Raw genomic sequence first — 25084 nt, 5'->3', positions numbered from 1 at the left:
ACCCGGTGGGCGGATGCGTCAGACCCCGGACTCAACTCCGTGTACTGCTGCGGTATGACACCGGGCGTCGTTTCGGCCCCCGACCAGTAGGGGTCGGGGGCCGGGGTGGCGGACGGGACGGCGGCGGGTCAGCCGGCCCGGTGCACCACCGCGTCGCACAGCTCGACCAGGGCCGTCTTCGACTCGCACTCCGGCAGCGGGGCCAGCGCCGAGCGCGCCTCCTCCGCGTAGCGCACGGTGTCCTGGCGGGCCTGCTCCAGCGCGGGGTGGGCACGCAGCAGCCGCAGCGCCTCGGCGTGCCGGGCGTCGTCGCCGAGGTCGGAGTCGAGCAGCTCGCACAGGGCGACGTCCTCGGCCCGCCCCAGCCGGGCCGCCCGCTCGCGCAGCCGCAGCACGGGCAGCGTCGGGATGCCCTCGCGCAGGTCGGTGCCCGGGGTCTTGCCGGACTCGTGGGAGTCGGAGGCGATGTCCAGTACGTCGTCGGCGAGCTGGAAGGCGACCCCGAGCCGTTCGCCGTACTGGGTCAGCACGTCCACGACCGTGTCGTCCGCGCCGGACATCATGGCGCCGAACCGGCAGGCGACGGCGACCAGCGAGCCGGTCTTGCCACCGAGGACGTCCAGGTAGTGGTCGACCGGGTCGCGGCCCTCCTGCGGTCCCGCGGTCTCCAGGATCTGACCGGTGACCAGCCGCTCGAACGCCTCGGCCTGTACCCGTACGGCCTCCGGGCCGAGGTCGGCCAGGATGTGCGACGCGCGAGCGAAGAGGAAGTCACCGGTGAGGACCGCGACGGAGTTGCCCCAGCGGGTGTTGGCGCTGGGCACCCCGCGCCGTACGGTGGCGTCGTCCATCACGTCGTCGTGGTACAGCGTGGCCAGGTGGGTCAGCTCCACGACCACGGCGGACGGTACGACACCGGGCGCGTAGGGGTCGCCGAACTGGGCGGCGAGCGTCACGAGCAGCGGCCGGAACCGCTTGCCACCGGCCCGCACCAGGTGCTGGGCGGCCTCGGTGATGAAGGGGACCTCACTCTTCGTGGCCTCGAGCAGCCCTTCCTCGACAGCCCTCATTCCGGCCTGGACATCGGCCTCCAGAGCCTGGTCCCGCACGCTCAGCCCGAACGGCCCGACGACGGTCACGAGGGGTCTCCTGTCTGCTGGTGTCCACTGGCGCTTAGACGTCTTGCACAGTTTGTCGATAGGTCGCTGACATCACTCGAGTCAGCGTATCCGGTCATGTTTCGATCACCGTCAGCACCCACATTCCCCGGCCTCACCCGCACACGCGCGGACCGAGGCTCACGGCGCCCTCCGGTATCGGATCACCATCGGATCGTTTCTGACCAGTTGGTAACAAAGGATATTCGCCACCTTTCGGATGCAGCGACCCACTCTCGAGGCGCAACCCCGCACCCGGCCCGGCATGCGACCCGACACCCGGCACGACACGCGGCCCGGCGTACGGCCCGACGTACGGTCCCGCACGCGGGTCGCCCCGCCCACCCCGGAGTCCGATTTGCCGTAATTGCCAAGCGGATTCCCCTTGGTGGCAAATGCGTCCACGCGGTGCGGCCAGTGAAGTGAGTCACGCGCGTCCCGGCACGTCCGCCCCTCGCGCCGACCGGCGCTTCCCCTTGCCACGAACGCGAGTTGACCCTTGGCGCCCGCAAAGGATCAAGTACCCCAAAACCCCCGCAACAAGATCAAGCGGTGCGATCCGTGATGGTCGCACTTGTTTCCGACAAGTGCACTCGCATACGTTCCCGGCTTGTCGGGCGGACGCCGAATCCTGCCGCCGCCCGCGCCACCCATCGACGAACTCACTCACGCACGGCAGGAGCGGGGGACCCAGGCAAGCCGCCGGACCGGTTCGCAGCCGGAACGGCTCGGGGTGAAGCCATGCCCGCACGGGCACGGCCGGGCACTCTCCCGCCCGAACCCGACAGCTCACCTCGCAGGCGTAGGAGAGGAACACAGACATGACCGCATCCGGTCCGCCCCGCCGCTTCGGCCGCTCCCGCCTCGTCCGCTCCTTCGCCGTCGCCGGTGTCGCGGCGGTCGCCCTCCCGCTGTTCGGTGCCACCACCGCCTCAGCCGCGCCCGCCGCTGCCGCGACGTCCACCCCTGCCACCGCCGGCACCGTGACCGCGTACCCGGACAACCTCGACGGCTGGATCCGCGAGTCCCTGTCCGTCATGGCGCAGCACGGCATCCCCGGCAGCTACGACTCCATCCACCGCAACATCCTGCGCGAGTCGTCCGGCAACCCGCAGGCCATCAACCTGTGGGACTCCAACGCCATGGCCGGCACCCCGTCGAAGGGCCTGCTCCAGGTCATCGACCCGACCTTCCAGGCGTACCACGTGCCCGGCACGGCCTTCGACCCGTTCGACCCGGTCGCGAACATCACGGCGGCCTGCAACTACGCGGCGGACCGCTACGGCTCCATCGACAACGTCTTCGGCGCCTACTGAGACACCTGAGACATCCGATACGTCCGGGCCCATCGGAACGCCGGAACACCGGAACGCGGCGGCACCGGCCACACCGGCGGACACCGAGGCCTACCGGGACACGCTCCCGGACCTGGGGCGGGGCAGCACGTGTTGGGGCACGCGCGGCTCCGCTCCGCCGAACAACCGCTCGAGGACGACGGCCACGCCGTCGTCCTCGTTCGACGTGGTGACCTCGTCGGCCACCGCCTTGAGCTCGGGGTGCGCGTTGGCCATGGCGACTCCGTGGGCCGCCCAGTCGAACATCGGGATGTCGTTGGGCATGTCACCGAAGGCGACGGCCCGCTCCGGATCCAGCCCCAGGTGCTCGGCGGCCAGCGCGAGACCCGTCGCCTTGGTGACACCGCACGGCTGGAGTTCCACGGTGCCCGGACCCGACATCGTGACCGTGGCCAGCGAGCCGACCGCCGCACGGGCCGTCGCCGCCAGCTCGTCGTCGGTCAGGTCGGGATGGCGCAGCAGCACCTTGCTGATCGGCCGGGCCCACAGATCGTCCCGCCGTTCGACCCGCACGGCGGGCAGCGTCGGGTGCGGCATCAGATAGCCCGACTCGATCAGGGTGAGCCCGTCCACCCCGTTCTGGTCGACCGCGGCGTACAGCTCCCCGACCTCGGCCTCGATCTTGCCGAGCGCGGTCTCCGCCAGTTCCCGGTCCAGGGTGACCGACCACAGCAGCCGGTCCGTGCCGGCGTCGTACACCTGCGCGCCCTGTGCGCACACCGCGAGCCCCGTGGACCCCAGGTCGTCCAGGAGCGGCCGCACTCCGGGCGCCGGGCGCCCCGTCACCACGAGGTGCCGGACACCGGCCCGCGCCACCATCGCCAGCGCGGCGAGGGAGCGGTCGGAGAGGGTGTCGTCGCCGCGCAGCAGCGTCCCGTCCAGGTCGGTGGCGATGAGCGAGCAATCGGTGGGTGCGGCCATGATCAGAGAATACGGACACCGCGCGCCCCCGACTCACCACGCCCCGGGCACCCGCCCCGCGCACCGATCGCGGCCTCTGCACCACTTGGCGGCAACATGCTCCGCTACCTACCGTTCTCGTGGTCCTGGGCGGTACCTTCCAAGTGTCCAGGGGGGACTTGATCGGGGGGTCAGGTGAGCAGCGGACGCACACGTGTGCTGAGGCTCGACGAGCTCGGCGAGGGGGAGCGGGAGCGATGGCGTGAGCTGCGCGCCGCCTCAAAGGCACCGCGCAGCCCTTTCATGGAACCGGAGTTCGCCGCCGCCGTGTCCGGGGTGCGGCCGCAGGCCCGGGTCGCGGTGCTGTACGAGGGGGCGTCCGCCGAGCCGGCCGGCTTCCTGCCGTACGAGCGGGGCGCGTGGGGGCAGGGCCGGGCGATCGGGCTCGGGGTCTCGGACTGCCAGGGCGCCGTCCTGCGGCCGGGTCTCGCGCTGGAGACCGGTGAACTGCTGCGTGCCTGCTCGGTGTCGAGCTTCGTCTTCGACAACCTGGAGGCGGACCAGGCCCTCTTCGTCCCGCAGGCGGCCCGGGAGCACGCCACCTTCGTCATCGACGTGGAGAAGGGCTACGAGACCTACGAGTCCGTCCTGCGCACCCAGTCGCCGAAGTTCCTGAAGACCACCCTGGCCAAGGAGCGCAGGCTCGGCCGCCAGGCCGGATCCGTGCGGTTCGTGTTCGACGAACGCGACCCGGCCGCGCTGCGCGCCCTCATCGTGTGGAAGTCGGCGCAGTACCGCAGGACCGGGCGCCGCGACCGGTTCGCGCAGGAGTGGATCGCCCGGCTCGTGGGCCGTCTGGCCGAAACCCGGGCTCCGGAGTGCGCGGGCACGCTGTCCGTCCTGTACGCCGGGGGCCGCCCCGTCGCCGCCCACTTCGGCCTGCGCTCGGCCTCGGTGCTGGCCTGCTGGTTCCCGGCCTACGACCCGGAGTTCGCGAAGTTCTCGCCGGGGCTCGTGCTGCATCTGCGGATGGCCGGGGCGGCGGCCGGCGAGGGCATCGGCCTGCTCGACATGGGGCGCGGCCCGGCCGAGTACAAGGACTCGCTGAAGACGGGCGAACGTGCCGTCTACGAAGGCGAGGCGACGCGTCCGGGCCTGGGCGCCGCGCTTCATCTGCTGCGTCGCGAACCCGCGCGCCGTGCGCACGGCTTCGTCGTCGCCCGCCCGCGTCTCGCCTCGCTGGCGTCGCGCACCTTGAAGGGGGTGGCGCGGCTGCGCCGGCCCTGAGTCCGTCGGTTCGTCGGTCCACCAGACCGTCGGTCCGTCAGGGGGTTCCGGTCGTGAGAACGAGAACCGCTCGGGACGGTCACGGCCGCTTGTGACAACCGTTCGTGAGGAGGGGAGGACTCATGTCCCGCACGGCACGTACGCAGAGGGAGATACGGCGGTTCCTGGACATCGGCGCGGTTCAGGTCGCCGAACTGGACCTGATCGGCGAGGAGGGGAAAGCCGTCCTGAGACCCGGTCCGGGCAGCCCGCCGGTGACGCACGGCGAGGTGTTCCTGCTGGTCAGGAGGGACGGGCTGCCGGTGGGCACGCTGCTGGGAAGGGTCCCGGAGGGGGCCGATCCGACGACGGTCCTGGCGGCGCTCGCACGGCAGGCGCACGGGCGGGAGCAGGAGCAGGGACAGGAGCAGGAGCAGGGAAACGACACGGTGGGGGTGGCCGTGGAGGCGGCCGGGCCGCCACCGACACCGTTCGCCTCGGTCGCCGTGGCCACCCGGGAGCGGGCCGGACAGCTCGCCCGCGCCCTCGACTCGCTCCTCGCGCAGGACCATCCGCGCTTCGAGATCGTCGTCGTCGACAACGCGCCCGTGACGGACGAGACGCGTGACCTGGTGCAGCGGAAGTACGGGGAGCGCGTGCGGTACGTGCGCGAGCCGGTCCCCGGACTCGCCACCGCGCACAACACCGGGCTCGCCCACGCCCTGGGCGAGGTGATCGCGTTCACCGACGACGACGTCGTCGCCGACGCCCGCTGGCTCACCGAGCTGACCGCCCCCTTCGCCGCCGACCCGGAACTCGGCTGTGCCACCGGCCTGATCCTGCCCGCCCGGCTGCGCACCCCGGCCCAGGTCCTGCTGGAGAGCCACGGCGGCTTCGCGAAGGGGTTCACGCCGATGACGTACGACCCGCGGGACCCGCCCCGCGACGAACCGCTGTTCCCCTTCACCGCGGGCCGGTTCGGCTCAGGGGCGAACATGGCGTTCCGTGCGGAAGCGCTGCGCGCGGTCGGTGGTTTCGACCCGGCCACCGGCGCCGGGACGCCCGCCCGGGGCGGCGACGACCTGTACGGGTTCGTCCGGGTCCTCGCCCAGGGGCACAGGCTGCGCTACACGCCCCGGGCGCTGGTGTGGCACCACCACCGGGAGACGTGGGCCGATCTGGAGACCCAGGCGTTCGGCTACGGCGCCGGCCTCACCGCCTATCTCACGGCGATCCTGGTCAACCGGCCCGCGCTGCTGCCGGCGTTCCTCGCCCGGCTGCCCCGCGGCCTGTCCCACGCCCGCGGTCTCACCGCCGTACGGGACACCGGCAACGCCGGTGCCGGACCGGCTGCTCCGGGCGATCACGGCACCCGTACGCATCCCTGGCCACGCCGCCTCTCACGGCTGCAGCGCATGGGGATGCTGTACGGTCCGGTCGGCTATCTGCGGGCCCGGCGGGCGACGGGCGGCACGACGGGGAAGGCCTCCGGCGGCCGGGCGGCCGGGGGTGCGCGATGACCGCGTCGTCCTCGCGGGAACCGGAGCCTGTGGCCATACCGGTGTTCCTCTATCACGCCGTGATGGACGAGCCGCCCGACTGGATCGCCGAGTTCACCGTCACGCCGAGGGAGTTCGCGGCGCATCTCGACGCGCTCGAGGACAGCGGCCGCACCCCCGTCACCATCAGCACCCTCGCGGGCCATCTCACCGGGCGGGCGCCCCTGCCGCCCCGGCCGGTGCTCCTCACCTTCGACGACGGCTTCGCGGACCTGCCCGGCCCCACCGCCGGCCTCCTGGCCCGGCGCTCCCTGCCGGCCACCGCGTACCTCACCACCGGCGCCATCACCCCGGGCGGCCGCAGCCTGCTGCCGCCGGCGCCGATGATGACCCTGGACCGGGTGACGGAGCTGGAGGCTTTTGGAATGGAGATCGGCAGCCACACGGTCAGCCACGCCCAGCTGGACACGCTGACCGGGAAGCAGCTGCGCGCCGAACTGGCCGACTCCAAGGCCGTACTGGAGGACGCCCTCGGCCATCCGGTCCCCCACCTCGCCTATCCGCACGGCTACAGCAGTCCCCGGGTGAGGGCCATGGCGTCCCGCGCCGGGTACGAGACGGCGACCGCGGTGCGGCACGCGCTCAGCTCGGACCGGGACGAGCGTTACCGCATCGCCCGGCTCATCGTCCGCCGCAGCCACACCGTCGCCGACGTCCGGGCCTGGCTGGCGGGCGAGGGCGCCCGCCTCGCCCCCTACCGCGACGGCCCGAAGACGATCGCCTGGCGCTGGTACCGGCACACCCGCGCGACACTCCGCGGACCGGAGTTCGCGGGCTGAGCCACGGGACGAGCGGGGGAGACGGCCGGGCGGACACGGCCGTCTCCCCCGTGTTCACTCACTCGGTGGGCTGGTTCAGATGCGGGTCGGCCGCCACCTTCCGCAGGGCCCCCCACGCCGCCTCGTCGGCCACCGCCAGGTCGCAGTGGGGTCCGGGGTCGCGGTAGTTCCACTGGAGCGCGGCCTTGACACCCTCCAGCCCCTTCAGCACGGGCGGCACCTGCGCGTACCACTCCGCCTGCCGGTCCGGCCGGGCGGAGTCGACCGCGCTGCCGAACTCGGAGAGCATCAGCGGCTTGTCGGCGGAGATGTTCTCGCGTATCCACTCGTGCGTGGCCGTCTGGGTCTGCTCGAAGGTCAGCCACTCGGTCTCGTGGCAGCGGTAGTAGTTGTACTGGTTGTATCCGATCCAGTCGACGTACTCGTCCCCCGGATACATCCTCTTGAACAGGTCGCCGTGGTTCAGGTAGCCCGTGACGATCCAGGTCCACACCACGTTGTCCACGCCGAGTTCCCGGAACCGGTCGTGGATGTGCCGGTACGCCTGCACGTACTGGGCCGGTGTGCCGTTGGCCGGGGTGCGCGTGTCCATCTCGAGGTCGAAGGAGAGGAAGACCTTCTTCCCCGTGCGCTGCCCGTACTCCTTGATGCGCTGCGCCTGGACGTCGATCACGGTCGCGTCCAGGTCGCCGGCGGCTATCTCCTCCCACCTCGGCTGCTGCCCCCTCGTACCGCCCCACCACTTGCTCTCCCAGGACAGCAGCAGCATGTGGTCCTCGCCGATCCGTTGCTCCTCCGGGCTCAGCAACTGACCTTCCCTGCGGGTGCCTTCGGGCAGGGACATGTCGTGGTACGTGTAGACGATGTCGAGCTTGCGGCCCACCCGTTCCTCGTAGGCCTCCACCTTCTCCTCCAGGTTGGCCCGTTCGTGCGGCACGAAGGCCCCGAACCAGGCGCCGCACGGCGGTTCGAGCAGTTCCGTGGGCCGGCACTCCTCGTCCGCCCCGGAGGGCTCCGAGGCGTTCCGCAGGGCGAGGACGGCGACCAGCACCGCGGAGACGACCGCGGCCGAGGTGATCACTACCCGACGGCGGCCCGCGGCCGGCCGGCCGGCCTTCTGCTTACGGCGCCGGCCGGTTCCCTCGGGGAACCCGGGGCCGGCAGGAGGATCGGTGGCCGGGCCCGTGGCCGGACGGCCGGTGGCCGGGCCGGCTTCTGGTCGGACACCGCGCAGGGCGGAGGTGATACGGCGGAGCGGGCGAGCGAACCTCACGGGGCGGAACCCTTCCGTGTCCTCGACGGCGGGGAGGCACGCAGCCGCGGGCAGAACGCGGCGAGCGTGGTCAGCAGCGTCAGTGCCAGCAGCACCCGTCGGGCGCTGAAGGTGTGCGTGGCGATCAGTGCCGTCGCGACGATCATCACCGCGGCGACGCTGACGAAGACGGCCAGCATCAGCCGTTCCAGCAGGTCGGAGTGGCGGACGAAGTCGGGGTCGCGCCGTTCGACGGGTGCCCGTGCCGACCGTACGCGCAGCGCGGGACCGCAGAGGCCGACCAGGGCCGCGCCCGGCCCCGCCGACAGGAAGACGACGACGGCCGCGCCGCGCAGCGGCGAACCGCCGGGCAGGGCGAGCGCGGCGAGCGCCAGCCAGCCGGCGAACGGCGGAAGCATCCTGATCACGAGATCCTGTGGTGTCATCGCTCCGCTCCCCCGGCGCCCTCGGTTCCCTCTGCCGCCTTTGCCTGCCTCAGTTCGTAGACCGCCCCCGCGCTGTTCTCCGCCACCAGCCGGAACCGCGGCGACGCGGCGACGGACTCCAGAACGCTGTTCAACCGGGTACCGGTGAGCTGACCGTTCATTTCGGAGTTGGCCAACTGTCCCTGGGTGAAGAGGAAGTAGGCCCGGCTCGGACGGTCCACCCCCGCCATGTCGGTGGCGAGGGTGCCGGCCGGGTCCCGCACGATCTCGTCGACGTGGCTCCGGTCGTCCTCGAGGAACCAGTAGTGGTCGATGCTTCCGTACGAGGCGTGGGCGAGCGGGTAGTTGCGGTTGGCGGCGACGACCAGCGAGCCCTCGGGCGCCTCGTCGAAGAGCTGCCCCACCAGGGCCACCTCCTGCGGCGGGAAGTAGTTGACCCGGTCCTTGCCCGAGTAGCTCGGGACGAACGCCAGGGTCCCGGCGAGCAGCACGAGCAGCGGGCCCCGGACGCGGACACCGGAGCCGGTACGGAACCGGAACCGGTCACCGATGCCGCGGCGGGCGGAAACCCGGGCGTCACCGCGGGTCCTCGCCTCAGCCTCCGCCTCCGTGGCGGCGAGGGTGCGCACCTTGGGCAGCAGGCCGGCTGCGGCGAAGAAGGCGACGCCGGGCAGCATGAACATCAGGACTCGGAAGATCATCTCGCTGCCGTAGCTGCTCGCGACGAACATCGGCAGCGGTGCCGCCGTGACCACCAGCAGCGGCATCGCGCGGTACCGCAGTACCGGCTGGAGCCAGACCCCGGCCGCCGCCAGCAGCAGGACGGAGCCCGAGAGCAGCCGGGCCGCCCACGAGGTCGCGATCGCCCCGGCACCGGTCGGGGTGGCGCCGTAGCCCGTCTCGACGTTGCCGCCGACGTCGCCCACGGCGCGGATCAGGTCCGGCATCGCGGCGGACAGGAAGGGCAGCGCGGCCGTCAGGCACCAGGCCAGGAAGATGACGACCGTCGTGGCCACCGGCACCCAGTCCCGGTGGCGGCGGAGCAGCACCAGCGCGAGCAGCGACACGACCAGCATGGCGGGGGTGAGCTGGTGCGAGACGACGATCGCCGTCACCAGCACGGTGAGCACGACGGTCCAGATCGCCTGCCCCCGCCGTCCACCGCCCCCGCCCCCGCCGGAACGGCCGTACCGGCGCAGCACCACGGCCAGCACGCCGAGGTGCAGCGCGAAGGCGACGGACTGCGGGGAGAAGTAGTCCTGGCCCACCCAGTTGGCGACGTAGAAGAGCCAGACGGCGGTCCAGATCAGCCGTCGGTCCTCGGTGAAGGTGCGGTAGACCAGCAGCAGCGGGAACAGCAGCATCAGGCTGGACGCCAGCGGCCACCACGCCATGTACATCGCCGCCGAGTCCACGCCCAGCAGCCGTACCAGCGCCGCCTGCGCGGCGAAGAAGCCCGGCCACTGGTCGTAGACCGCCATGTCACCGATCCGGTCGGCGGTCTGGAGTCCGCCGGCGGTCAGCAGGTGGTCGACGACACCGTCGTGCTTCCACGCCCAGGCGTACAACGGGGTCGGGTAGAGCACGGCCTGGGTGGCCCGCTCCATCACCAGCAGGCCGAGCACGTACGCCGCCGGCCAGCCGCCGGACCGGTGGCGGTCGCGGACCGTGAACCAGAAGCCGGTGGTGAGGACGACGAGGCCGGCCCAGAAGCCCGGGTGGAGCGCGGTGAGCAGACCGTAGTCGTCGAGCCGCGACACATCGGTGTGCCGTACCGCGTACAGCCACAGGGCGAGCGCCGCGAGCAGCGGCAGGGCGGGCCGGAGCGCGGGGGTGCGGCGCACGGACCAGAAGGGCGGCAGGTCGGAGAGGTCCGTCACGGGCTCATGGGCAGGGGCCGACGACTCCGAGGAGGGGCGGGTCCGCGACTCGGTCCGCGAAGGCGGTTCCGCAGAGGTGTCCGCAGAGGTGTCCGCAGACGTGACGGGCGCCGACGTGCTCTCTGGTGCGGGATCGGGCGCGGATCTCTCGCGTGGAGTGGCTGGCGGACGCACGGTGGTTCCCCCCCTGGCGGTTCGGCTCCAAAAGCTTGGTTCGATCGCTGGTTCAGCCGTTCGGTCGTCTGTGGCCGCCCCGCCGCCCCGCCGTCACGGCACGGCGGGGCGGCAAAAGCCGGAGAAGGAGCAGCAGCAGAAGCAGTGCGGCGAGCAGCGGCGGTGACACGGGCGCGAGCGCGTCCCGCCACACCCAGCCGGCCACGGCGACGAGATACAACGCCCCCCAGCGTCCCGGCCAGGACAGCCGGCCGGCGCCCACCCGCTCGAGCAGCAGCCACAGCGCGACGAGGCACAGCAACTGGCACACCTGCGGCGTCCAGCGCAGCAGCGGCTCCGGCCCGTCGATCCCCACCGCGTCCGCGAGGAATCCGGCTGTCCGGACATGCGGCGCCCCGCCCACCGGCGAGGGTTCCCGGCCGAGCGCGACCGGTGCGGCGTACAGGGCCAGCAGGGCCGAGCCCAGCGCGGTGCCGGGGAGCCAGGGGCCGGGCGCCGTGCACAGCGTCACCGCCGCGACGAAGAGCAGGAGCAGCACTCCGCCCGCCGTGAGCGCCACGAGCGGCAGTCCTTCCAGCAACTGCCGTCCCGTCGGTTCGCCCTGTTGGTCCGGCGACGGCCCGCCGAGCCGGTGCAGGGGGCGCGCCGACGCCCAGAAGGCGACGGTGGCGACTCCGAGCAGCCCCCAGAGGATGTCCCGCAGCCGCCGCTCTGACCGCTCGGACCGCTCGGACCGCTCGGACCGGTCGGATCCGTCACCCCCGGCGGCCTCGAGGTGTTCGTCGTGTCGGGGCGGGGTCTCGTCCCGACGTGGTGCGCGTGTGTTCCGTGGAGTGGGCTCCGCGTGATCGCCGGCCACCCGGCCGCCCGCCACCCCGCGCTCGTGCGCCCCACCCTCGTGCGCCTCGGCGCCCGGGTGCTCCCCCGGCTCGGCGCCCGGACCCGCGCCGGCGTCCGCGTCCCGTTCCGGGTTCCCGTCCGGGTCCGTCTCCGGGGCCACGTCCGGCCCGGGGGCCGCGTCCGGCTGCGGGTCCCCGTCCGTGGGGCGGGGCCGGACGATGAACGCCATCGTGTCCGCCTGGAGGGCCTCCCGTTCGTAACCGGGGGTGCCGATGAACAGCGTGACGGTGTCCGCGTCGCCCTGCTCGCGGTCCTTGTCCTCGTACGCGGCCCGGCGGGCCCAGCCCGTGCCGTACCCGGCGGTGGCGTTCAGCTTCGCCCAGCGCGTGCCGTGGACGGGGCCGGCGGAGGCCTCTCCCGCCCTGCCCGGCCCGCTCGTCGTACCGCCCCTGCCGCCGGCCCCGCCCGGCCTGTCGACGGGCCCGCCGCGCGTATCACGCAGCGCCGAGCGCAGGCCGAACACCGAGACGGCGGCGACCACCGTCATGCCGGTCAGCACCGCCCACCCGGCGCCCGCGATGCCCGCCGGGGTGAACAGCACGGCCGCGCTGCCCAGGACCAGCACGCACATGGCTCCCTGGAGCACGGCGAGCACACCGGTACGCCCCTGTACCCGCAGCACCCCGATGTACAGCTCCACGACCACCCGGGGCAGCGCCCCGAGCGCCAGCAGTCGCAGCACCATCGAACCGTGCTCGGCGTAGTCCGCGCTGAACGGCGTGAGGATCAGCGGCGCGAAGACCACCAGCACCAGCACGACCGGCACCAGGAGCAGCGCCATCCGGCGCAGCGCCCCCCGCACCCCGTCCGCGAGCCGGCGCGGGTCGTGCGAGGCGTGGGCGGTGAGCGACGCGGCCATGTTGATGGCCATGAACTCCATGGTTCCGCCGACGGTGTACGCCACGTAGAAGTAGCCGTTCTCGGCGGCGCTGAAGCGGACCGCGACCATCACCGGCAGGAGATTGATCATCGCCAGGCTGAACAGCGCGCCGAGCGAGTCACCGGCGAGGAAGCGGCCCATGTGGCGGATCCCGGGCGGTTCCCGGTCGCGGTCGGCGGCGGCCTGACGCGGGATGAGCCGGCGGAAGATCAGCCAGCCGAGCGGCAGTGTGGAGAACGCGATCGCGACGGCCCAGGACACGAAGATGCCCAGCACCGGCAGCGCGCTCGCGAAGACGGCCAGCAGGACCAGCTTGCCGGTGGAGAAGACGGCGTTGCCGACGGGCACCCACTCGGTCCTGCGCAGGCCCGTGAGCACCCCGTCCTGCAGGGTGAGCAGCGCCCAGGCCACGCACGCCGCGACGAACAGCGCGCCCGCCAGGGGGGCGCCCAGGGGTTCGTACGAGGCGCCCCACAGGTCGAGCGTGAGCAGGAAGACGCCCGCGGCCAGTGCGACGACCAGCGAACTCGCCCCGTACACGCCCCACACCAGGCGCCCGGTCTCGCGCCCGGCGCGCGGCACGAAGCGGACCACGGCGCCGATCATCGTGGTCGCGGTGATGCTCGCGAGCAGCCGCATCGCGGCGATGGCGGCGGAGCCCTGGCCGACCGCGTCCTCGGAGTAGTAGCGCGCTGCCACGAGCCAGAAGCCCAGCCCGAGGACGGCGGACACGCCGGTGCTGAGCATCAGGAAGTAGGCGTTCTTGAACAGCGAGTCGGAGCCGTCGGCGCCGGGGTTGTCGTCGGCGGGCCCGGGTCCGCCGCCGCCGCCGGTGCGCACCGCGGCGGGCTCGTGCACCTGGATCTCAGCCACGAGACGGCTCCGGCCCTCTCGTCGTGGTCCCCTCCGGGGGCTCCGGCGCGTCCCGCGCGGCCGATGCGTCCCGCGCGTCCGGCTCCTTCGGCGGCTCGGCCGGCCGGGCCCCGGACCGCTCCAGGACCTCTACCGCCTCGCGCGCCCGCAGCGGGTCCACGGGCAGCGCGTGCCGCGCGAACCAGCGGGCGTTGCCGGGGTCGGGTGACGGGTCCGTGAAGGCCGCGCCCGCGTAGTCGTCCAGGGGCGGGTCGTAGAGGTAGCCGACGACGACGCCGTGCCGGGCCAGTGCCGCCGTCGCCGCGTCCCGGTCCGCGACCAGCAGCGGCACCCGGAACAGCGGTTGCACCACGCCGTCCGCCGGCGGCCGGGCCCACGGTGTCGACAGCAGCAGCCGCGTGCCCACCCGCGAGGCCCGCAGGACGTCGTCCAGCCGCTCGAGACCGCGGTGGACGCGGCGCAGGCGCACGGGGCCGGGCTCCAGCCGGTAGTCGTGCATGTCGACCCGCACCCAGGGGTCGTGCGCGGCCAGGTCCGGCGCCGAGCGCACGGCACCGGCCAGCGCGTCCGGACGCAGCGGCATCCGGATCCCCTCGCGCTCCGTCAGCCCCAGCAGGCCCATCGCGGCCCAGGCGGCCCGGCGCAGCCCCAGCCGCCGCACGGCGGCCTCGGCGTAGGGCCGTACCGCGTAGGTGAGTTCGGACGTCATGCGCCGCGGGGCGAGCAGTTCGGCACAGGCCTCGCGCACGGCCGCGCTCCGGTCCGGGTCGGCCAGCGCGAGGATGCCTCCCGTCTGGGCGCCGGCGTGCTTGGAAAGGCTGAAAACGGAGGCGTCACCCCAGGCCCCGACCGGCCGTCCGCCGACCTCGCTGCCGATGGCATGCGCCCCGTCCTCGAACAACGGGATGCCCAACGCGTCGCAGCGGGCCCGCAGTCCGGGTGCCGGATCCGGGTTGCCGTACAGGTTCGTGGTCAGTACGGCGGACAGCGAGCCCCACGTCCCCTCCGGCACGGCGTCGATGTCGATGGACGCGTCGAACGGGTCGAGCGGCGCCTGCACCGGGCGCAGGCCCGCCGCGAGCACCACGAAGAAGATGACGTCGTCGTTGACCGGCGACATCAGCACCCTGCCGCCCGGCGGGCACCAGTGGCGCAGCGCCACGAACAGCCCGAACCTGCACGACGGCACGTACACACACTCCCGGCCGAGCCGGCCGCGCATGACATCTTCCAGCCTCTTCGGCTGCGTGCCGGAGCGCGCCGATCCCGGACCGGCCTCCCCAATGGCCATCCGTCCCCCTGGTGTGCCATCGGAACGCCCCCTCCCCGAGGCCTTCCGGCACCCGTCCAGAGTCACCCCGTTCGCACCGCTCCGTCAAGATTGCGTCGCGCTCTGTGGACACCCGTGGACACCTTCCGGTACGCAAGTGGAAGCGGCGCACGCGTCCTGCCGTCCCGGACGCGTCACACGTCCCACGCCCCGGACCCGCCCTCCGCCTCTGCCTCCGCCTCTGCCCAAGACCACCGCGGCCCCCGTAACGTGTGGCCTGGCCACGGACACGTGGAGCACCTGCGCACACGAGAGCGAGGCAGCACCCGATGCCCCCCTTCGACGTCCCCGAGGGCGATCCCTTCGGCCCGCACAATCTGCCGTACGGCGTGTTCTCGCCCCCCGGTTCCTCGGAGCAGAGGGTGGGCGTCCGGCTCGGCGACCACGTCCTCGACGCCGGCGCGGCCGCACACGCCCTGGGTTCCCCGTACGCCTCCCTGCTCGCCCGCCCGACCCTCAACCCGCTGCTGGCGGCGGGCCGTACGGCCTGGTCGGACGTCCGGCGCGCCCTCACCGCCTGGGTGACCGTCCCGGCGCACCGGGAGACCGTCGAGCCGCTGTTCCACCCGCTGTCGTCGGTGACCCTGCGCCTCCCCTTCGAGGTCGCGGACTACGTCGACTTCTACGCCTCCGAGAACCACGCCCGGAACGTCGGCCGGATCTTCCGCCCGGACGCCGCCGACTCCCTCACCCCGAACTGGAAGCACCTGCCGATCGGTTACCACGGCCGCTCCGGCACGGTGCTGGTGTCCGGCACCGACGTCGTACGTCCCTCGGGGCAGCGCAAGGCTCCCACCGATCCGGCCCCGGTCTTCGGCCCGTCGGTGCGGCTGGACATCGAGGCCGAGGTCGGCTTCGTGGTCGGGGCGCCGTCCGAGCCGGGCCGGCCGGTGCCGCTCGGCGACTTCCGCGACCACGTCTTCGGCCTCTGCCTCCTCAACGACTGGTCCGCACGCGACGTCCAGGCCTGGGAGTACGTCCCCCTCGGCCCGTTCCTCGGAAAGTCCTTCGCCACCTCGGTGTCGGCCTGGATCACCCCCCTGGACGCCCTGGAGGAGGCCCGGGTGGCGCCGCCGGAGCGCACCCACGCGCTGCTGCCGTACCTGGACGACACGGACGAGGAACCCGGCGGTTACGACCTGCGGATCTCCGTGGCCGTCAACGGGCACGTCGTCTCCGAACCTCCCTTCTCCACCATGTACTGGACGGCCGCCCAGCAGCTCGCCCACATGACCGTGAACGGCGCCTCCCTGCGCACCGGCGACCTCTACGGCTCCGGCACCGTGAGCGGGCCCGCCGAGGGACAGCGCGGGTCCCTGCTGGAACTGACCTGGAACGGCCGCGACGCCCTCGAACTACCCGACGGCAAGCGGACGTTCCTCGAGGACGGCGACGTCGTGACCCTGTCGGCCTGGGCCCCGGGGCCGGGCGGGGTCCGCGTCGGCCTCGGCGAGGTCACAGGGCGGGTGACGCCCGCGGTCTGACACGCACCGCGGTCCGGCTCTCACCGCGGTCCGACCCCACCGGCGCCGCGACGGAAGCCCTCCGCGTCCGCCGATCGACGTCGCACCCCTGCCTCACGCCGCCCTTCGCCGTCATACTTGTCGGTGTCGGGCGGTGTGCGGCTCCCGCACGCTCCGTGCCGCACACCCACGCACGGACCCGCGCGTCACCCGCCGGACACCCTCCGCACGTCACGCACGGCCGCACCTCCCCGCACGACCCGAAGCCGCCCCTTTCCGACAGGATCCGGAGTCCGTGGCATGACTGGCACGACCTTCTGCCTGCTCCTGCTGGGCGTCGTCGCCGTGACGGCCGCCTGGCCCGCCCCCCGTGCGCTGACCCGGGCGAACTGGCCGGAGCGGGAACCTGTGGTGGCCCTGTGGGTCTGGCAGTGTCTGGTCGCCACGGTCCTGTTGTGCTGCCTGACCGCCCTGGCCCTGGGCACCGCCGCCGTCTTCGGCACGGTCCGCGCCCAGCTCTTCGCCCCGGCCCCGCCCGCCGTGACCGCGGCGTACGACCTGTCCGCCGCCCCGCCCTGGGCGGCCGCCCTCACCCTGCTGCTGGCCTGCGGCGCGGCCTGGACCACGGCCATGCTCGGGCGTGAACTGGCCGACGCCCGCCGGCGCCGTGCCCGGGCCCGCGCGCATCTGCTCGAGCGCGCCCCCGACCTGCCCGCCGGCCTCCCCGCCGCCCGCGGCCCCCTGCTGGTGCTCGAGGACGAGTACCCCGACGCCTGGTGGATGCCGGGCAGCCCGCCCCAGCTGATCGTCACCACCGGCGCCCTGCGACGCCTCACCGACCACCAGATCGACGCCGTCCTCACCCACGAACGCGGCCACGCGCGCGCCCACCACGACTGGCTGCTGCACCTCTCCACCGCCCTCGCCACCGGCTTCCCCCGCGTCCCGCTCTTCGCCCACTTCTGCGACCAGACCCACCGCCTGGTCGAACTCGCCGCCGACGACACCGCCTCACGCCGCTGCGGCCACCTGACCACGGCACTGGCGCTGATCGAGCTCAACCAGCACCGCGGCGTCCTGTCCTGCGCCTCCAGCCACCGCCTGCTCGGCGAGCGCGTCGACCGCCTTCTGAAGCCGCCGCCCCGCCTCGGCCCCCGCGACCGCGCCCTGACGACGACGGCGGCGGCCCTGGTCCCCCTCCTCCCCCTCCTGATCACCTTCGCTCCGGGCCTCACCGCCCTGTCGTAGGGCCTGGCCGGCTGATCGTGCCGAAGGCGCGGGAGCCGGCACGCCCCAGCCGGACGGACACCGCCGGCCACCTCCGACTTGGCCCGCAGGACCGGACGGCAGCCGGGTCAGATCCAGTCGTCGGGCTCCGGCTCGGCGTCCATCTCCGGCCAGTCGTCGTCGGACGCGGCCCCGGCGTGGTCCCGGCCCAAGTCACCGGCCTCGGCGCGACCGGAGCCGCCCCCGGCGGCCTCGGCCGGGCCCTGCGCACCGGCCGGTGATCCGTCCTGCGGCCCGCCCAGCGCCGCGAGCGCCCCCACCACGCCCTCCCCGTACGTCGCGAGCTTCTTCTCGCCCACCCCGCTGATCCCGCCGAGCTCGGCGACCGAGCCGGGCCAGACCGTGACGATCTCGCGGAGCGTGGCGTCGTGGAAGATGACGTACGCGGGGACGCCCTGCTCGCGGGCCTGTTCGGCACGCCAGGCGCGCAGCGCCTCGAAGGCCGGCAGGAGGTGCTCGGGCAGCTCGGCCGCCGCGGCCTTGGCCTTGCCCTTCCCAAAACCCGACGCCCCCGGGCTTCCCTGCCGGGAGGTCACCGGCTTCTTCGGCTCCTTGCGCAGCGGCACCTCCCGCTCGCCCCGCAGTACGGTCCCACTGGCCTCGGTCAGCACCAGCGTGCCGTAGTCCCCCTCGACCGCGAGCAGCCCCTGGGCCAGCAGCTGCCGGACGACGCCCCGCCATTCGGCCTCGCCGAGATCCTCACCGATCCCGAACACGGAGAGCTGGTCGTGGTCGAACTGGATGACCTTGGCCGTGCGCTTGCCCAGCAGGATGTCCACGATCTGCACCGCGCCGAACTTCTGCCCGCGCTCCCGCTGCAGCCGGACCACCGTCGACAGCACCTTCTGGGCCGCGACGGTGCCGTCCCACGTCTGTGGCGGGGTGAGACAGCAGTCGCAGTTGCCGCAGCCCGCCGGGTCGGGGTCGTCCTGGCCGAAATAGGCCAGGAGCTGCCCGCGCCGGCACCGGACCGTCTCGCACAGGGCGAGCATCGCGTCCAGGTGCTGGCCCGCCCGCCGCCGGAAGGCCTCGTCCCCCTCGCCGGACTGGATCAGCTTGCGCTGCTGTATGACGTCGTTGAGCCCGTACGCCATCCACGCGGTGGACGGCAGTCCGTCGCGGCCCGCGCGGCCGGTCTCCTGGTAGTAGCCCTCGACGGACTTGGGCAGGTCGAGGTGGGCGACGAACCGGACGTCCGGCTTGTCGATGCCCATGCCGAAGGCGATGGTCGCCACCACCACCAGGCCGTCCTCCCGCAGGAAGCGGGACTGGTGCGCGGCACGCGTCCCCGCGTCCAGTCCCGCGTGGTACGGCACCGCCTCGACGCCGCCTCGGCCGAGGAACTCGGCGGTCTTCTCCACGGAGTTGCGGGAGAGGCAGTAGACGATGCCCGCGTCGCCCGCGTGCTCCTCCCGCAGGAAGTTCAGCAGCTGCTTCTTGGGGTCGGCCTTGGGCACGATCCGGTACTGGATGTTGGGCCGGTCGAAGCTCGCCACGAAGTGCCGGGCGTCCGGCATGGCCAGCCGCTCGGTGATCTCCCGGTGCGTGGCGTGCGTGGCCGTCGCGGTGAGCGCGATCCGGGGCACGTCCGGCCAGCGCTCACCGAGCAGTGACAGGGAGAGGTAGTCCGGCCGGAAGTCGTGCCCCCACTGGGACACGCAGTGCGCCTCGTCGATCGCGAAGACGGAGATCTTCCCCCGCGAGAGCAGGTCCAGGGAGCTGTCCAACCGCAGCCGCTCCGGCGCGAGGTACAGCAGATCCAGCTCGCCGGCGAGGAACTCGGCCTCCACGACGCGCCGCTCCTCGAAGTCCTGCGTGGAGTTCATGAACCCGGCGCGCACGCCGAGCGCCCGCAGCGCGTCCACCTGGTCCTGCATCAGCGCGATCAGCGGGGAGACGACGACTCCCGTACCCGGTCTGACCAGGGCCGGAATCTGGTAGCACAGCGACTTGCCGCCACCGGTCGGCATGAGCACCACGGCGTCCCCGCCCGCGATCACATGCTCGATCACCGCCTCCTGCTCACCACGGAAGGCGTCGAATCCGAACACCCGCTGCAGCGTCGCCAGCGCCTCGTTCTCGGTCACTGCCATGCCACCACTACCGCCCGTCCCACCCATCGCCCTGCCCCCGTACGACCACTCACGGCCACCGCGTCCACTGCGGCCGTTCTCGACCACTGCGTCCACGATAGGCGCCCGGGCCGACATCCCCGGAGTTGTCCACAGACCGACGCCCCGGACGTGTCCACAGGCCTTTGAACCAGTCACATCCGCGTACCACTGCGGGGGGGCGCGTTCCGCCGGGCGCGACAACGGCCCGGCACCCCCCGAGCGGGTGCCGGGCCGCCCTGTCGTCGGCGGGCGCCGGGTCAGCGCACGAACACCCCCGCGTCCCCCGCCAGCTCCAGGAAGTACTGCGGCGCGACGCCCAGCACCACCGTGACCGCCACGCCCAGCCCGATCGCCATCATCGTCAGCGGTGACGGCACCGCGACGGTCGGACCCTCGGGCCGCGGCTCGCTGAAGAACATCAGGACGATCACCCGGATGTAGAAGAACGCCGCGATCGCCGACGCGATCACACCGACCACGACCAGCGGGACCGCGCCGCCCTGGGCCGCCGCCTTGAACACGGCGAACTTCCCGGCGAAGCCCGACGTCAGCGGAATGCCCGCGAAGGCGAGCAGGAACACCGCGAACACGGCCGCCACCAGGGGCGAACGGCGGCCGAGGCCCGCCCACTTGGACAGGTGCGTCGCCTCGCCGCCCGCGTCCCGCACCAGCGTCACCACCGCGAACGCGCCGATCGTCACGAACGAGTACGCCGCCAGGTAGAAGAGGACGGACGAGATGCCCTCCGGCGTGGTCGCGATGACGCCCGCGAGGATGAAGCCCGCGTGCGAGATCGCCGAGTACGCCAGCAGCCGCTTGATGTCGGTCTGGGTGATCGCGATGATCGCGCCGCCCAGCATGGTGACGATCGCGACCGCCCACATGACCGGCCGCCAGTCCCAGCGCAGGCCGGGGAGCAGGACGTACAGCACCCGCAGCAGGGCACCGAACGCGGCCACCTTGGTCGCCGCCGCCATCAGGCCCGTCACCGGCGTCGGCGCGCCCTGGTAGACGTCCGGCGTCCACATGTGGAAGGGGACGGCACCGACCTTGAACAGCAGGCCCATGATCAGCAGGCCCGCGCCCACCAGGAGCAGCACGTCGTTGCCCATGGTGTTGACGAGCGCCGGATCCACCTCCGCGATCGTGCCGTCGACGACCTGCGCGATCGTCGCGTACGACATCGAGCCCGCGTAGCCGTACAGCAGCGCGATGCCGAAGAGGAGGAACGCGGAGGCGAACGAGCCGAGCAGGAAGTACTTGACCGCGGCCTCCTGCGAGATGAGCCGCTTGCGGCGGGCCAGTGCGCAGAGCAGGTACAGCGGCAGGGAGAGGACCTCCAGGGCCACGAACAGCGTCAGCAGGTCGTTGGCCGCGGGGAAGACCAGCATGCCGGCGACCGCGAAGAGCAGCAGCGGGAACACCTCGGTGGTGGCGAACCCGGCCCTGACGGCCTTCTTCTCACCGTCGCTGCCCGGCACCGACGCGGCCTGGGCGGCGAAGGAGTCGACCCGGTTGCCGTGCGCCTGTGGGTCGAGCCTGCGCTCGGCGAAGGTGAACAGGCCGACCAGGGCGGTCAGCAGGATCGTGCCCTGCAGGAACAGGGCGGGGCCGTCGACGGCGATCGCGCCCATGGCCACGATGCCCGCCTTGGTGGTGCCGTATCCGTCGGCGGCGAGCGCCACGACCGCGGCGAACGCGGCGACGAGCGCGGCCGACGCGACGAACATCTGTGCGTAGTAGCGGGATCTGCGCGGTACGAAGCCCTCGATCAGGATTCCCAGGACCGCCGCACCGACGACGATCAGAGTGGGCGCGAGCTGTGCGTACTCGATCTTCGGCGCGTCGATCTTCGCGATCGGGTCGGCCGCGGTTGTCCACAGACTGTGGACGGCTGACGTGCTCACTTGGCCGCCTCCGCCTCGGGCTGGGGGTCCTTCTGCTGGACGTCGGACATGGTCTGCTTCACCGCCGGGTTCACGATGTCCGTCACGGGCTTCGGGTAGACGCCCAGGAAGACCAGCAGCACGATCAGCGGCGCGGCCACGGCGATCTCACGAACCCGCAGGTCGGGCATCCTGGCGAGCTCGGGCCTGAGGGGGCCCGTCATCGTCCGCTGGTAGAGGACGAGGGTGTAGAGCGCGGCGAGCACGATGCCGAAGGTGGCGATGACGCCGATCACCGGGTAGCGCGTGAACGTGCCGACCAGCACCAGGAACTCGCTGACGAACGGCGCGAGTCCCGGCAGCGACAGCGTCGCCAGACCGCCGATCAGGAACGTGCCGGCGAGCACCGGCGCGACCTTCTGCACCCCGCCGTAGTCGGCGATGAGCCGGGAGCCGCGCCGCGAGATGAGGAACCCGGCCACCAGGAGCAGGACGGCGGTCGAGATCCCGTGGTTGACCATGTAGAGCGTCGCCCCGGACTGGCCCTGGCTGGTCATCGCGAAGATGCCCATGACGATGAAGCCGAAGTGCGAGATCGACGCGTACGCGATCAGCCGCTTGATGTCGCGCTGGCCGACCGCGAGCAGGGCCCCGTAGATGATGCTGATGACCGCCAGCACCATGATCGCCGGTGTCGCCCACTTGCTGGCCTCCGGGAACAGCTGGAGGCAGAAGCGCAGCATCGCGAAGGTGCCCACCTTGTCCACGACGGCCGTGATGAGCACGGCGACCGGGGCGGTGGACTCCTGCATGGCGTTGGGCAGCCAGGTGTGCAGCGGCCACATCGGCGCCTTCACCGCGAAGGCGAGGAAGAAGCCGAGGAACAGCCAGCGTTCGGTGCTCGTCGACATCTCGAGCGAGCCGTCTGCCCGCGCCTCGGCGATCTCGGTGAGCGAGAAGTTCCCGGCGACCACGTAGAGCCCGATCACCGCGGCCAGCATGACCAGACCGCCGGCCAGGTTGTAGAGCAGGAACTTGACCGCCGCGTAGGACCGTTGGGTCGCCGCGGCCTTCTCGCCGTGCTGGTGGGCCCGGTCCCCGAAGCCGCCGATGAGGAAGTACATCGGGATCAGCATGGCTTCGAAGAAGATGTAGAAGAGGAAGACGTCGGTGGCCTCGAAGGAGATGATCACCATCGCCTCGACGGCCAGGATCAGGGCGAAGAAGCCCTGCGTGGGCCGCCACCTCTTGCTGCCCGTCTCCAGGGGGTCGGCGTCGTGCCAGCCCGCGAGGATGATGAACGGGATCAGCAGGGCGGTCAGCGCGATCAGCGCGACCCCGATGCCGTCCACCCCCAGCTCGTAACGGACTCCGAAGTCCGCGATCCAGGCGTGCGACTCGGTGAGCTGGTAGCGGTCGCCGTCCGGGTCGAAGCGCACCAGGACGACGATCGCCAGCACCAGGGTGGCGACCGAGACCAGCAGGGCCAGCCACTTGGCGGCGGTGCGTTTCGTGGCCGGTACGGCGGCCGTGGCGATCGCCCCGATGGCCGGGAGCGCCGCCGTCGCTGTCAGCAGAGGAAAGGACATCGGTATCAGACCGCCCTCATCAGCAGGGTCGCGGCGACCAGGACGGCCGCGCCCCCGAACATCGAGACCGCGTAGGAGCGCGCGAAGCCGTTCTGCAGCCTGCGCATCCGCCCGGACAGGCCGCCGAACGAGGCCGCCGTTCCGTTGACGACGCCGTCGACCAGGGTGTGGTCGACGTACACCAGGGAGCGTGTGAGGTGTTCGCCGCCGCGCACCAGGACCACGTGGTTGAAGTCGTCCTGGAGCAGGTCGCGCCGGGCCGCCCGGGTGAGCAGCGACCCGCGCGGGGCGAGCGCCGGGACCGGGCGGCGCCCGTACTGGCCCCAGGCGATCGCCACGCCGATGACCATGACCGCCACCGTGGACAGCGTGACCGTCAGGGCGCTGATCGGCGCGTGGCCGTGGTCGTGCCCGGTGATGGGCTCCAGCCAGTGCACGAACCGGTCGCCGATGCCGAAGAACGCGCCGGCGAACACGGAACCGAAGGCGAGCACGATCATCGGGATCGTCATGCTCTTCGGCGACTCGTGCGGGTGGGGTGGCGTGTACTCGCCCCGGGTCTCCGCGGCCGGCTCCGCTCCGGGCCCGGCCGGGGACGGTGTCGGAGCCTCCCGCCAGCGCTCCTCGCCGAAGAACGTCATGAGCATCACGCGCGTCATGTAGTACGCGGTGATCGCGGCGCCCAGCAGGGCCACGCCGCCGAGGATCCAGCCCTCGGTGCCGCCCTTGGCGAACGCCGACTCGATGATCATGTCCTTGGAGAAGAAGCCGGACAGACCCGGGAAGCCGATGATGGCGAGGTAGCCGAGTCCGAAGGTGACGAAGGTGACCGGCATGTGCTTGCGCAGTCCGCCGTAGCGGCGCATGTCGACCTCGTCGTTCATGCCGTGCATGACCGAACCGGCGCCGAGGAACAGCCCGGCCTTGAAGAAGCCGTGCGTCACCAGGTGCATGATCGCGAAGACGTAGCCGATGGGGCCGAGGCCCGCCGCGAGCACCATGTAGCCGATCTGCGACATCGTCGAACCGGCCAGCGCCTTCTTGATGTCGTCCTTCGCACAACCGACGATCGCACCGAACAGCAGCGTGACCGCGCCGACGATGGTGACGACCAGTTGCGCGTCCGGGGCGCCGTTGAAGACCGCGCCCGAGCGGACGATCAGGTAGACGCCCGCCGTCACCATGGTCGCGGCGTGGATCAGGGCCGAGACCGGGGTCGGGCCCTCCATCGCGTCCCCGAGCCAGGACTGCAGCGGTACCTGGGCGGACTTGCCGCAGGCGGCGAGCAGCAGCATGAGGGCGATCACGGTGAGCTTGCCCTCGTCGGCGGCGCCGGCCAGCCCGGCCTCGCCGTGGCTGCCGAGCACCGGCCCGAAGGCGAAGGTGCCGAACCACAGGAACATCAGCATGATCGCGATCGACAGGCCCATGTCGCCGACCCGGTTGACCAGGAAGGCCTTCTTCGCCGCGGTCGCGGCGCTGGGCTTGTGCTGCCAGAAGCCGATCAGCAGGTAGGAGGCGAGACCGACGCCCTCCCAGCCGACGTACAGCAGCAGGTAGTTGTCGGCGAGGACGAGGATCAGCATCGCCGCGAGGAACAGGTTCAGGTAGCCGAAGAAGCGGCGGCGCCGCTCGTCGTGCTCCATGTACCCGATCGAGTACAGGTGGATGAGCGAGCCGACGCCGGTGATCAGCAGGACGAACGTCATCGACAGCTGGTCGAGCCGGAAGGCGACGTCGGCCTGGAATCCCTCCACCGGGATCCAGCTGAACAGATGCTGCGTCAGGGTGCGGTCGGCGGCGGCGCTGCCCAGCATGTCGGCGAAGAGGACGACGCCGATCAGGAAGGACGCGGCGGCGAGCACCGTGCCGATCCAGTGACCGACGGCGTCCAGCCGGCGGCCGCCGCAGAGCAGGACCACCGCTCCGAGCAGGGGCGCCGCCACCAGCAGCGCGATCAGATTCTCTGCATTAGTCACGGTTCTAGCGACCCC

Annotated in this window: 17 protein-coding genes and 1 riboswitch; of the genes, 6 read left to right on the top strand and 11 right to left on the bottom strand. The window is 72.3% G+C overall.

Annotation, left to right across the window (positions count from 1 at the left end):
* Positions 1–128: 128 nt before the first annotated feature.
* The gene (locus ACWZEH_RS20380; RefSeq protein WP_456192582.1) at positions 129–1139 is read right to left on the bottom strand and encodes a polyprenyl synthetase family protein; all 1011 of its coding nucleotides are present in this window, start codon (positions 1137–1139) and stop codon (positions 129–131) included.
* Between the two features lie 671 nt (positions 1140–1810).
* Positions 1811–1975, top strand: a riboswitch (cyclic di-AMP (ydaO/yuaA leader).
* 3 nt (positions 1976–1978) lie between these two features.
* On the opposite strand from ACWZEH_RS20380, the gene ACWZEH_RS20375 reads away from it, so the two are divergent.
* Positions 1979–2473, top strand: a complete 495-nt coding sequence (locus ACWZEH_RS20375) for a transglycosylase SLT domain-containing protein (RefSeq protein WP_456192581.1) — start codon at positions 1979–1981, stop codon at positions 2471–2473.
* Positions 2474–2563: 90 nt separating this feature from the next.
* On the opposite strand, the gene ACWZEH_RS20370 is transcribed toward ACWZEH_RS20375, so the two are convergent.
* On the bottom strand, positions 2564–3433 hold the full coding sequence (locus tag ACWZEH_RS20370; RefSeq protein ID WP_456192580.1) for an HAD family hydrolase: 870 nt from the start codon (positions 3431–3433) through the stop codon (positions 2564–2566).
* Positions 3434–3607: 174 nt separating this feature from the next.
* Between ACWZEH_RS20370 and ACWZEH_RS20365 the strand changes: the two genes are divergently transcribed.
* The 3 genes from ACWZEH_RS20365 (at position 3608) to ACWZEH_RS20355 (ending at position 7016) form a co-directional block, all read left to right on the top strand.
* Complete coding sequence (locus ACWZEH_RS20365; protein WP_456192579.1) at positions 3608–4699, top strand: GNAT family N-acetyltransferase; 1092 nt, start codon at positions 3608–3610, stop codon at positions 4697–4699.
* A 122-nt stretch (positions 4700–4821) separates the two neighbouring features.
* Positions 4822–6198: a glycosyltransferase family 2 protein gene (locus ACWZEH_RS20360; protein ID WP_456192578.1), complete on the top strand. Its 1377-nt coding sequence runs from the start codon at positions 4822–4824 to the stop codon at positions 6196–6198.
* 62 nt (positions 6199–6260) lie between these two features.
* Positions 6261–7016: a polysaccharide deacetylase family protein gene (locus ACWZEH_RS20355; RefSeq protein WP_456199725.1), complete on the top strand. Its 756-nt coding sequence runs from the start codon at positions 6261–6263 to the stop codon at positions 7014–7016.
* Positions 7017–7074: 58 nt separating this feature from the next.
* On the opposite strand, the gene ACWZEH_RS20350 is transcribed toward ACWZEH_RS20355, so the two are convergent.
* The 5 genes from ACWZEH_RS20350 to ACWZEH_RS20330 form a co-directional block, all read right to left on the bottom strand.
* Entirely contained in the window at positions 7075–8289 is a 1215-nt protein-coding gene (locus ACWZEH_RS20350) for a glycoside hydrolase family 26 protein (protein ID WP_456192577.1), read from the bottom strand.
* The gene (locus ACWZEH_RS20345) at positions 8286–8714 is read right to left on the bottom strand and encodes a hypothetical protein (RefSeq protein WP_456192576.1); all 429 of its coding nucleotides are present in this window, start codon (positions 8712–8714) and stop codon (positions 8286–8288) included. Before ACWZEH_RS20345 ends, ACWZEH_RS20350 begins: the two co-directional genes overlap by 4 nt.
* Complete coding sequence (locus ACWZEH_RS20340; RefSeq protein WP_456192575.1) at positions 8711–10594, bottom strand: glycosyltransferase; 1884 nt, start codon at positions 10592–10594, stop codon at positions 8711–8713. Before ACWZEH_RS20340 ends, ACWZEH_RS20345 begins: the two co-directional genes overlap by 4 nt.
* Positions 10595–10820: 226 nt before the next feature.
* Positions 10821–13421, bottom strand: a complete 2601-nt coding sequence (locus tag ACWZEH_RS20335) for a lipopolysaccharide biosynthesis protein (protein WP_456192574.1) — start codon at positions 13419–13421, stop codon at positions 10821–10823.
* Positions 13414–14643: a DegT/DnrJ/EryC1/StrS family aminotransferase gene (locus tag ACWZEH_RS20330; protein WP_456199723.1), complete on the bottom strand. Its 1230-nt coding sequence runs from the start codon at positions 14641–14643 to the stop codon at positions 13414–13416. Before ACWZEH_RS20330 ends, ACWZEH_RS20335 begins: the two co-directional genes overlap by 8 nt.
* A 377-nt stretch (positions 14644–15020) precedes the next feature.
* Here ACWZEH_RS20330 and fahA point away from each other — a divergent pair, with 377 nt between their 5' ends.
* Together fahA and ACWZEH_RS20320 are read left to right on the top strand one after the other, a co-directional pair.
* Positions 15021–16235, top strand: coding sequence for a fumarylacetoacetase (fahA, locus tag ACWZEH_RS20325; protein WP_456192573.1), 1215 nt, complete (start codon positions 15021–15023; stop codon positions 16233–16235).
* Positions 16236–16514: 279 nt separating this feature from the next.
* A complete protein-coding gene (locus ACWZEH_RS20320) occupies positions 16515–17462 on the top strand; it encodes a M56 family metallopeptidase (protein WP_456192572.1) in 948 nt (315 codons plus the stop codon).
* 107 nt (positions 17463–17569) lie between these two features.
* Here ACWZEH_RS20320 and recQ read toward each other — a convergent pair whose 3' ends face one another.
* The 4 genes from recQ to nuoL form a co-directional block, all read right to left on the bottom strand.
* Positions 17570–19621 carry a DNA helicase RecQ gene (recQ, locus tag ACWZEH_RS20315; protein ID WP_456199721.1) on the bottom strand — a complete coding sequence of 684 codons (2052 nt, stop codon included), beginning with the start codon at positions 19619–19621 and terminating at the stop codon, positions 17570–17572.
* A gap of 251 nt (positions 19622–19872) precedes the next feature.
* A complete protein-coding gene (gene nuoN, locus ACWZEH_RS20310) occupies positions 19873–21522 on the bottom strand; it encodes an NADH-quinone oxidoreductase subunit NuoN (RefSeq protein WP_456192571.1) in 1650 nt (549 codons plus the stop codon).
* Positions 21519–23090, bottom strand: a complete 1572-nt coding sequence (locus ACWZEH_RS20305; protein WP_456192570.1) for an NADH-quinone oxidoreductase subunit M — start codon at positions 23088–23090, stop codon at positions 21519–21521. The genes nuoN and ACWZEH_RS20305 overlap by 4 nt, the downstream gene beginning before the upstream one ends.
* Positions 23091–23095: 5 nt before the next feature.
* On the bottom strand, positions 23096–25069 hold the full coding sequence (nuoL, locus tag ACWZEH_RS20300; protein ID WP_456192569.1) for an NADH-quinone oxidoreductase subunit L: 1974 nt from the start codon (positions 25067–25069) through the stop codon (positions 23096–23098).
* Positions 25070–25084: the final 15 nt, after the last annotated feature.

This window comes from Streptomyces yamdrokensis (assembly GCF_053890455.1).
Note: the sequence above shows the minus strand (reverse complement) of the source record. Positions and strands in the feature narration are given on the sequence as shown.

Bases quoted from the DNA above. Each gene is read 5' to 3' on its own strand.
- ACWZEH_RS20375 (WP_456192581.1), top strand. From the start codon at position 1,979: ATGACCGCATCCGGTCCGCCCCGCCGCTTCGGCCGCTCCCGCCTCGTC.
- ACWZEH_RS20370 (WP_456192580.1), bottom strand. From the start codon at position 3,433: ATGGCCGCACCCACCGATTGCTCGCTCATCGCCACCGACCTGGACGGG.
- ACWZEH_RS20360 (WP_456192578.1), top strand. From the start codon at position 4,822: ATGTCCCGCACGGCACGTACGCAGAGGGAGATACGGCGGTTCCTGGAC.
- ACWZEH_RS20355 (WP_456199725.1), top strand. From the start codon at position 6,261: ATGGACGAGCCGCCCGACTGGATCGCCGAGTTCACCGTCACGCCGAGG.
- ACWZEH_RS20345 (WP_456192576.1), bottom strand. From the start codon at position 8,714: ATGACACCACAGGATCTCGTGATCAGGATGCTTCCGCCGTTCGCCGGC.
- ACWZEH_RS20330 (WP_456199723.1), bottom strand. From the start codon at position 14,643: ATGCGCGGCCGGCTCGGCCGGGAGTGTGTGTACGTGCCGTCGTGCAGG.
- fahA (WP_456192573.1), top strand. From the start codon at position 15,021: ATGCCCCCCTTCGACGTCCCCGAGGGCGATCCCTTCGGCCCGCACAAT.
- ACWZEH_RS20320 (WP_456192572.1), top strand. From the start codon at position 16,515: ATGACTGGCACGACCTTCTGCCTGCTCCTGCTGGGCGTCGTCGCCGTG.
- recQ (WP_456199721.1), bottom strand. From the start codon at position 19,621: ATGGGTGGGACGGGCGGTAGTGGTGGCATGGCAGTGACCGAGAACGAG.
- ACWZEH_RS20305 (WP_456192570.1), bottom strand. From the start codon at position 23,090: ATGTCCTTTCCTCTGCTGACAGCGACGGCGGCGCTCCCGGCCATCGGG.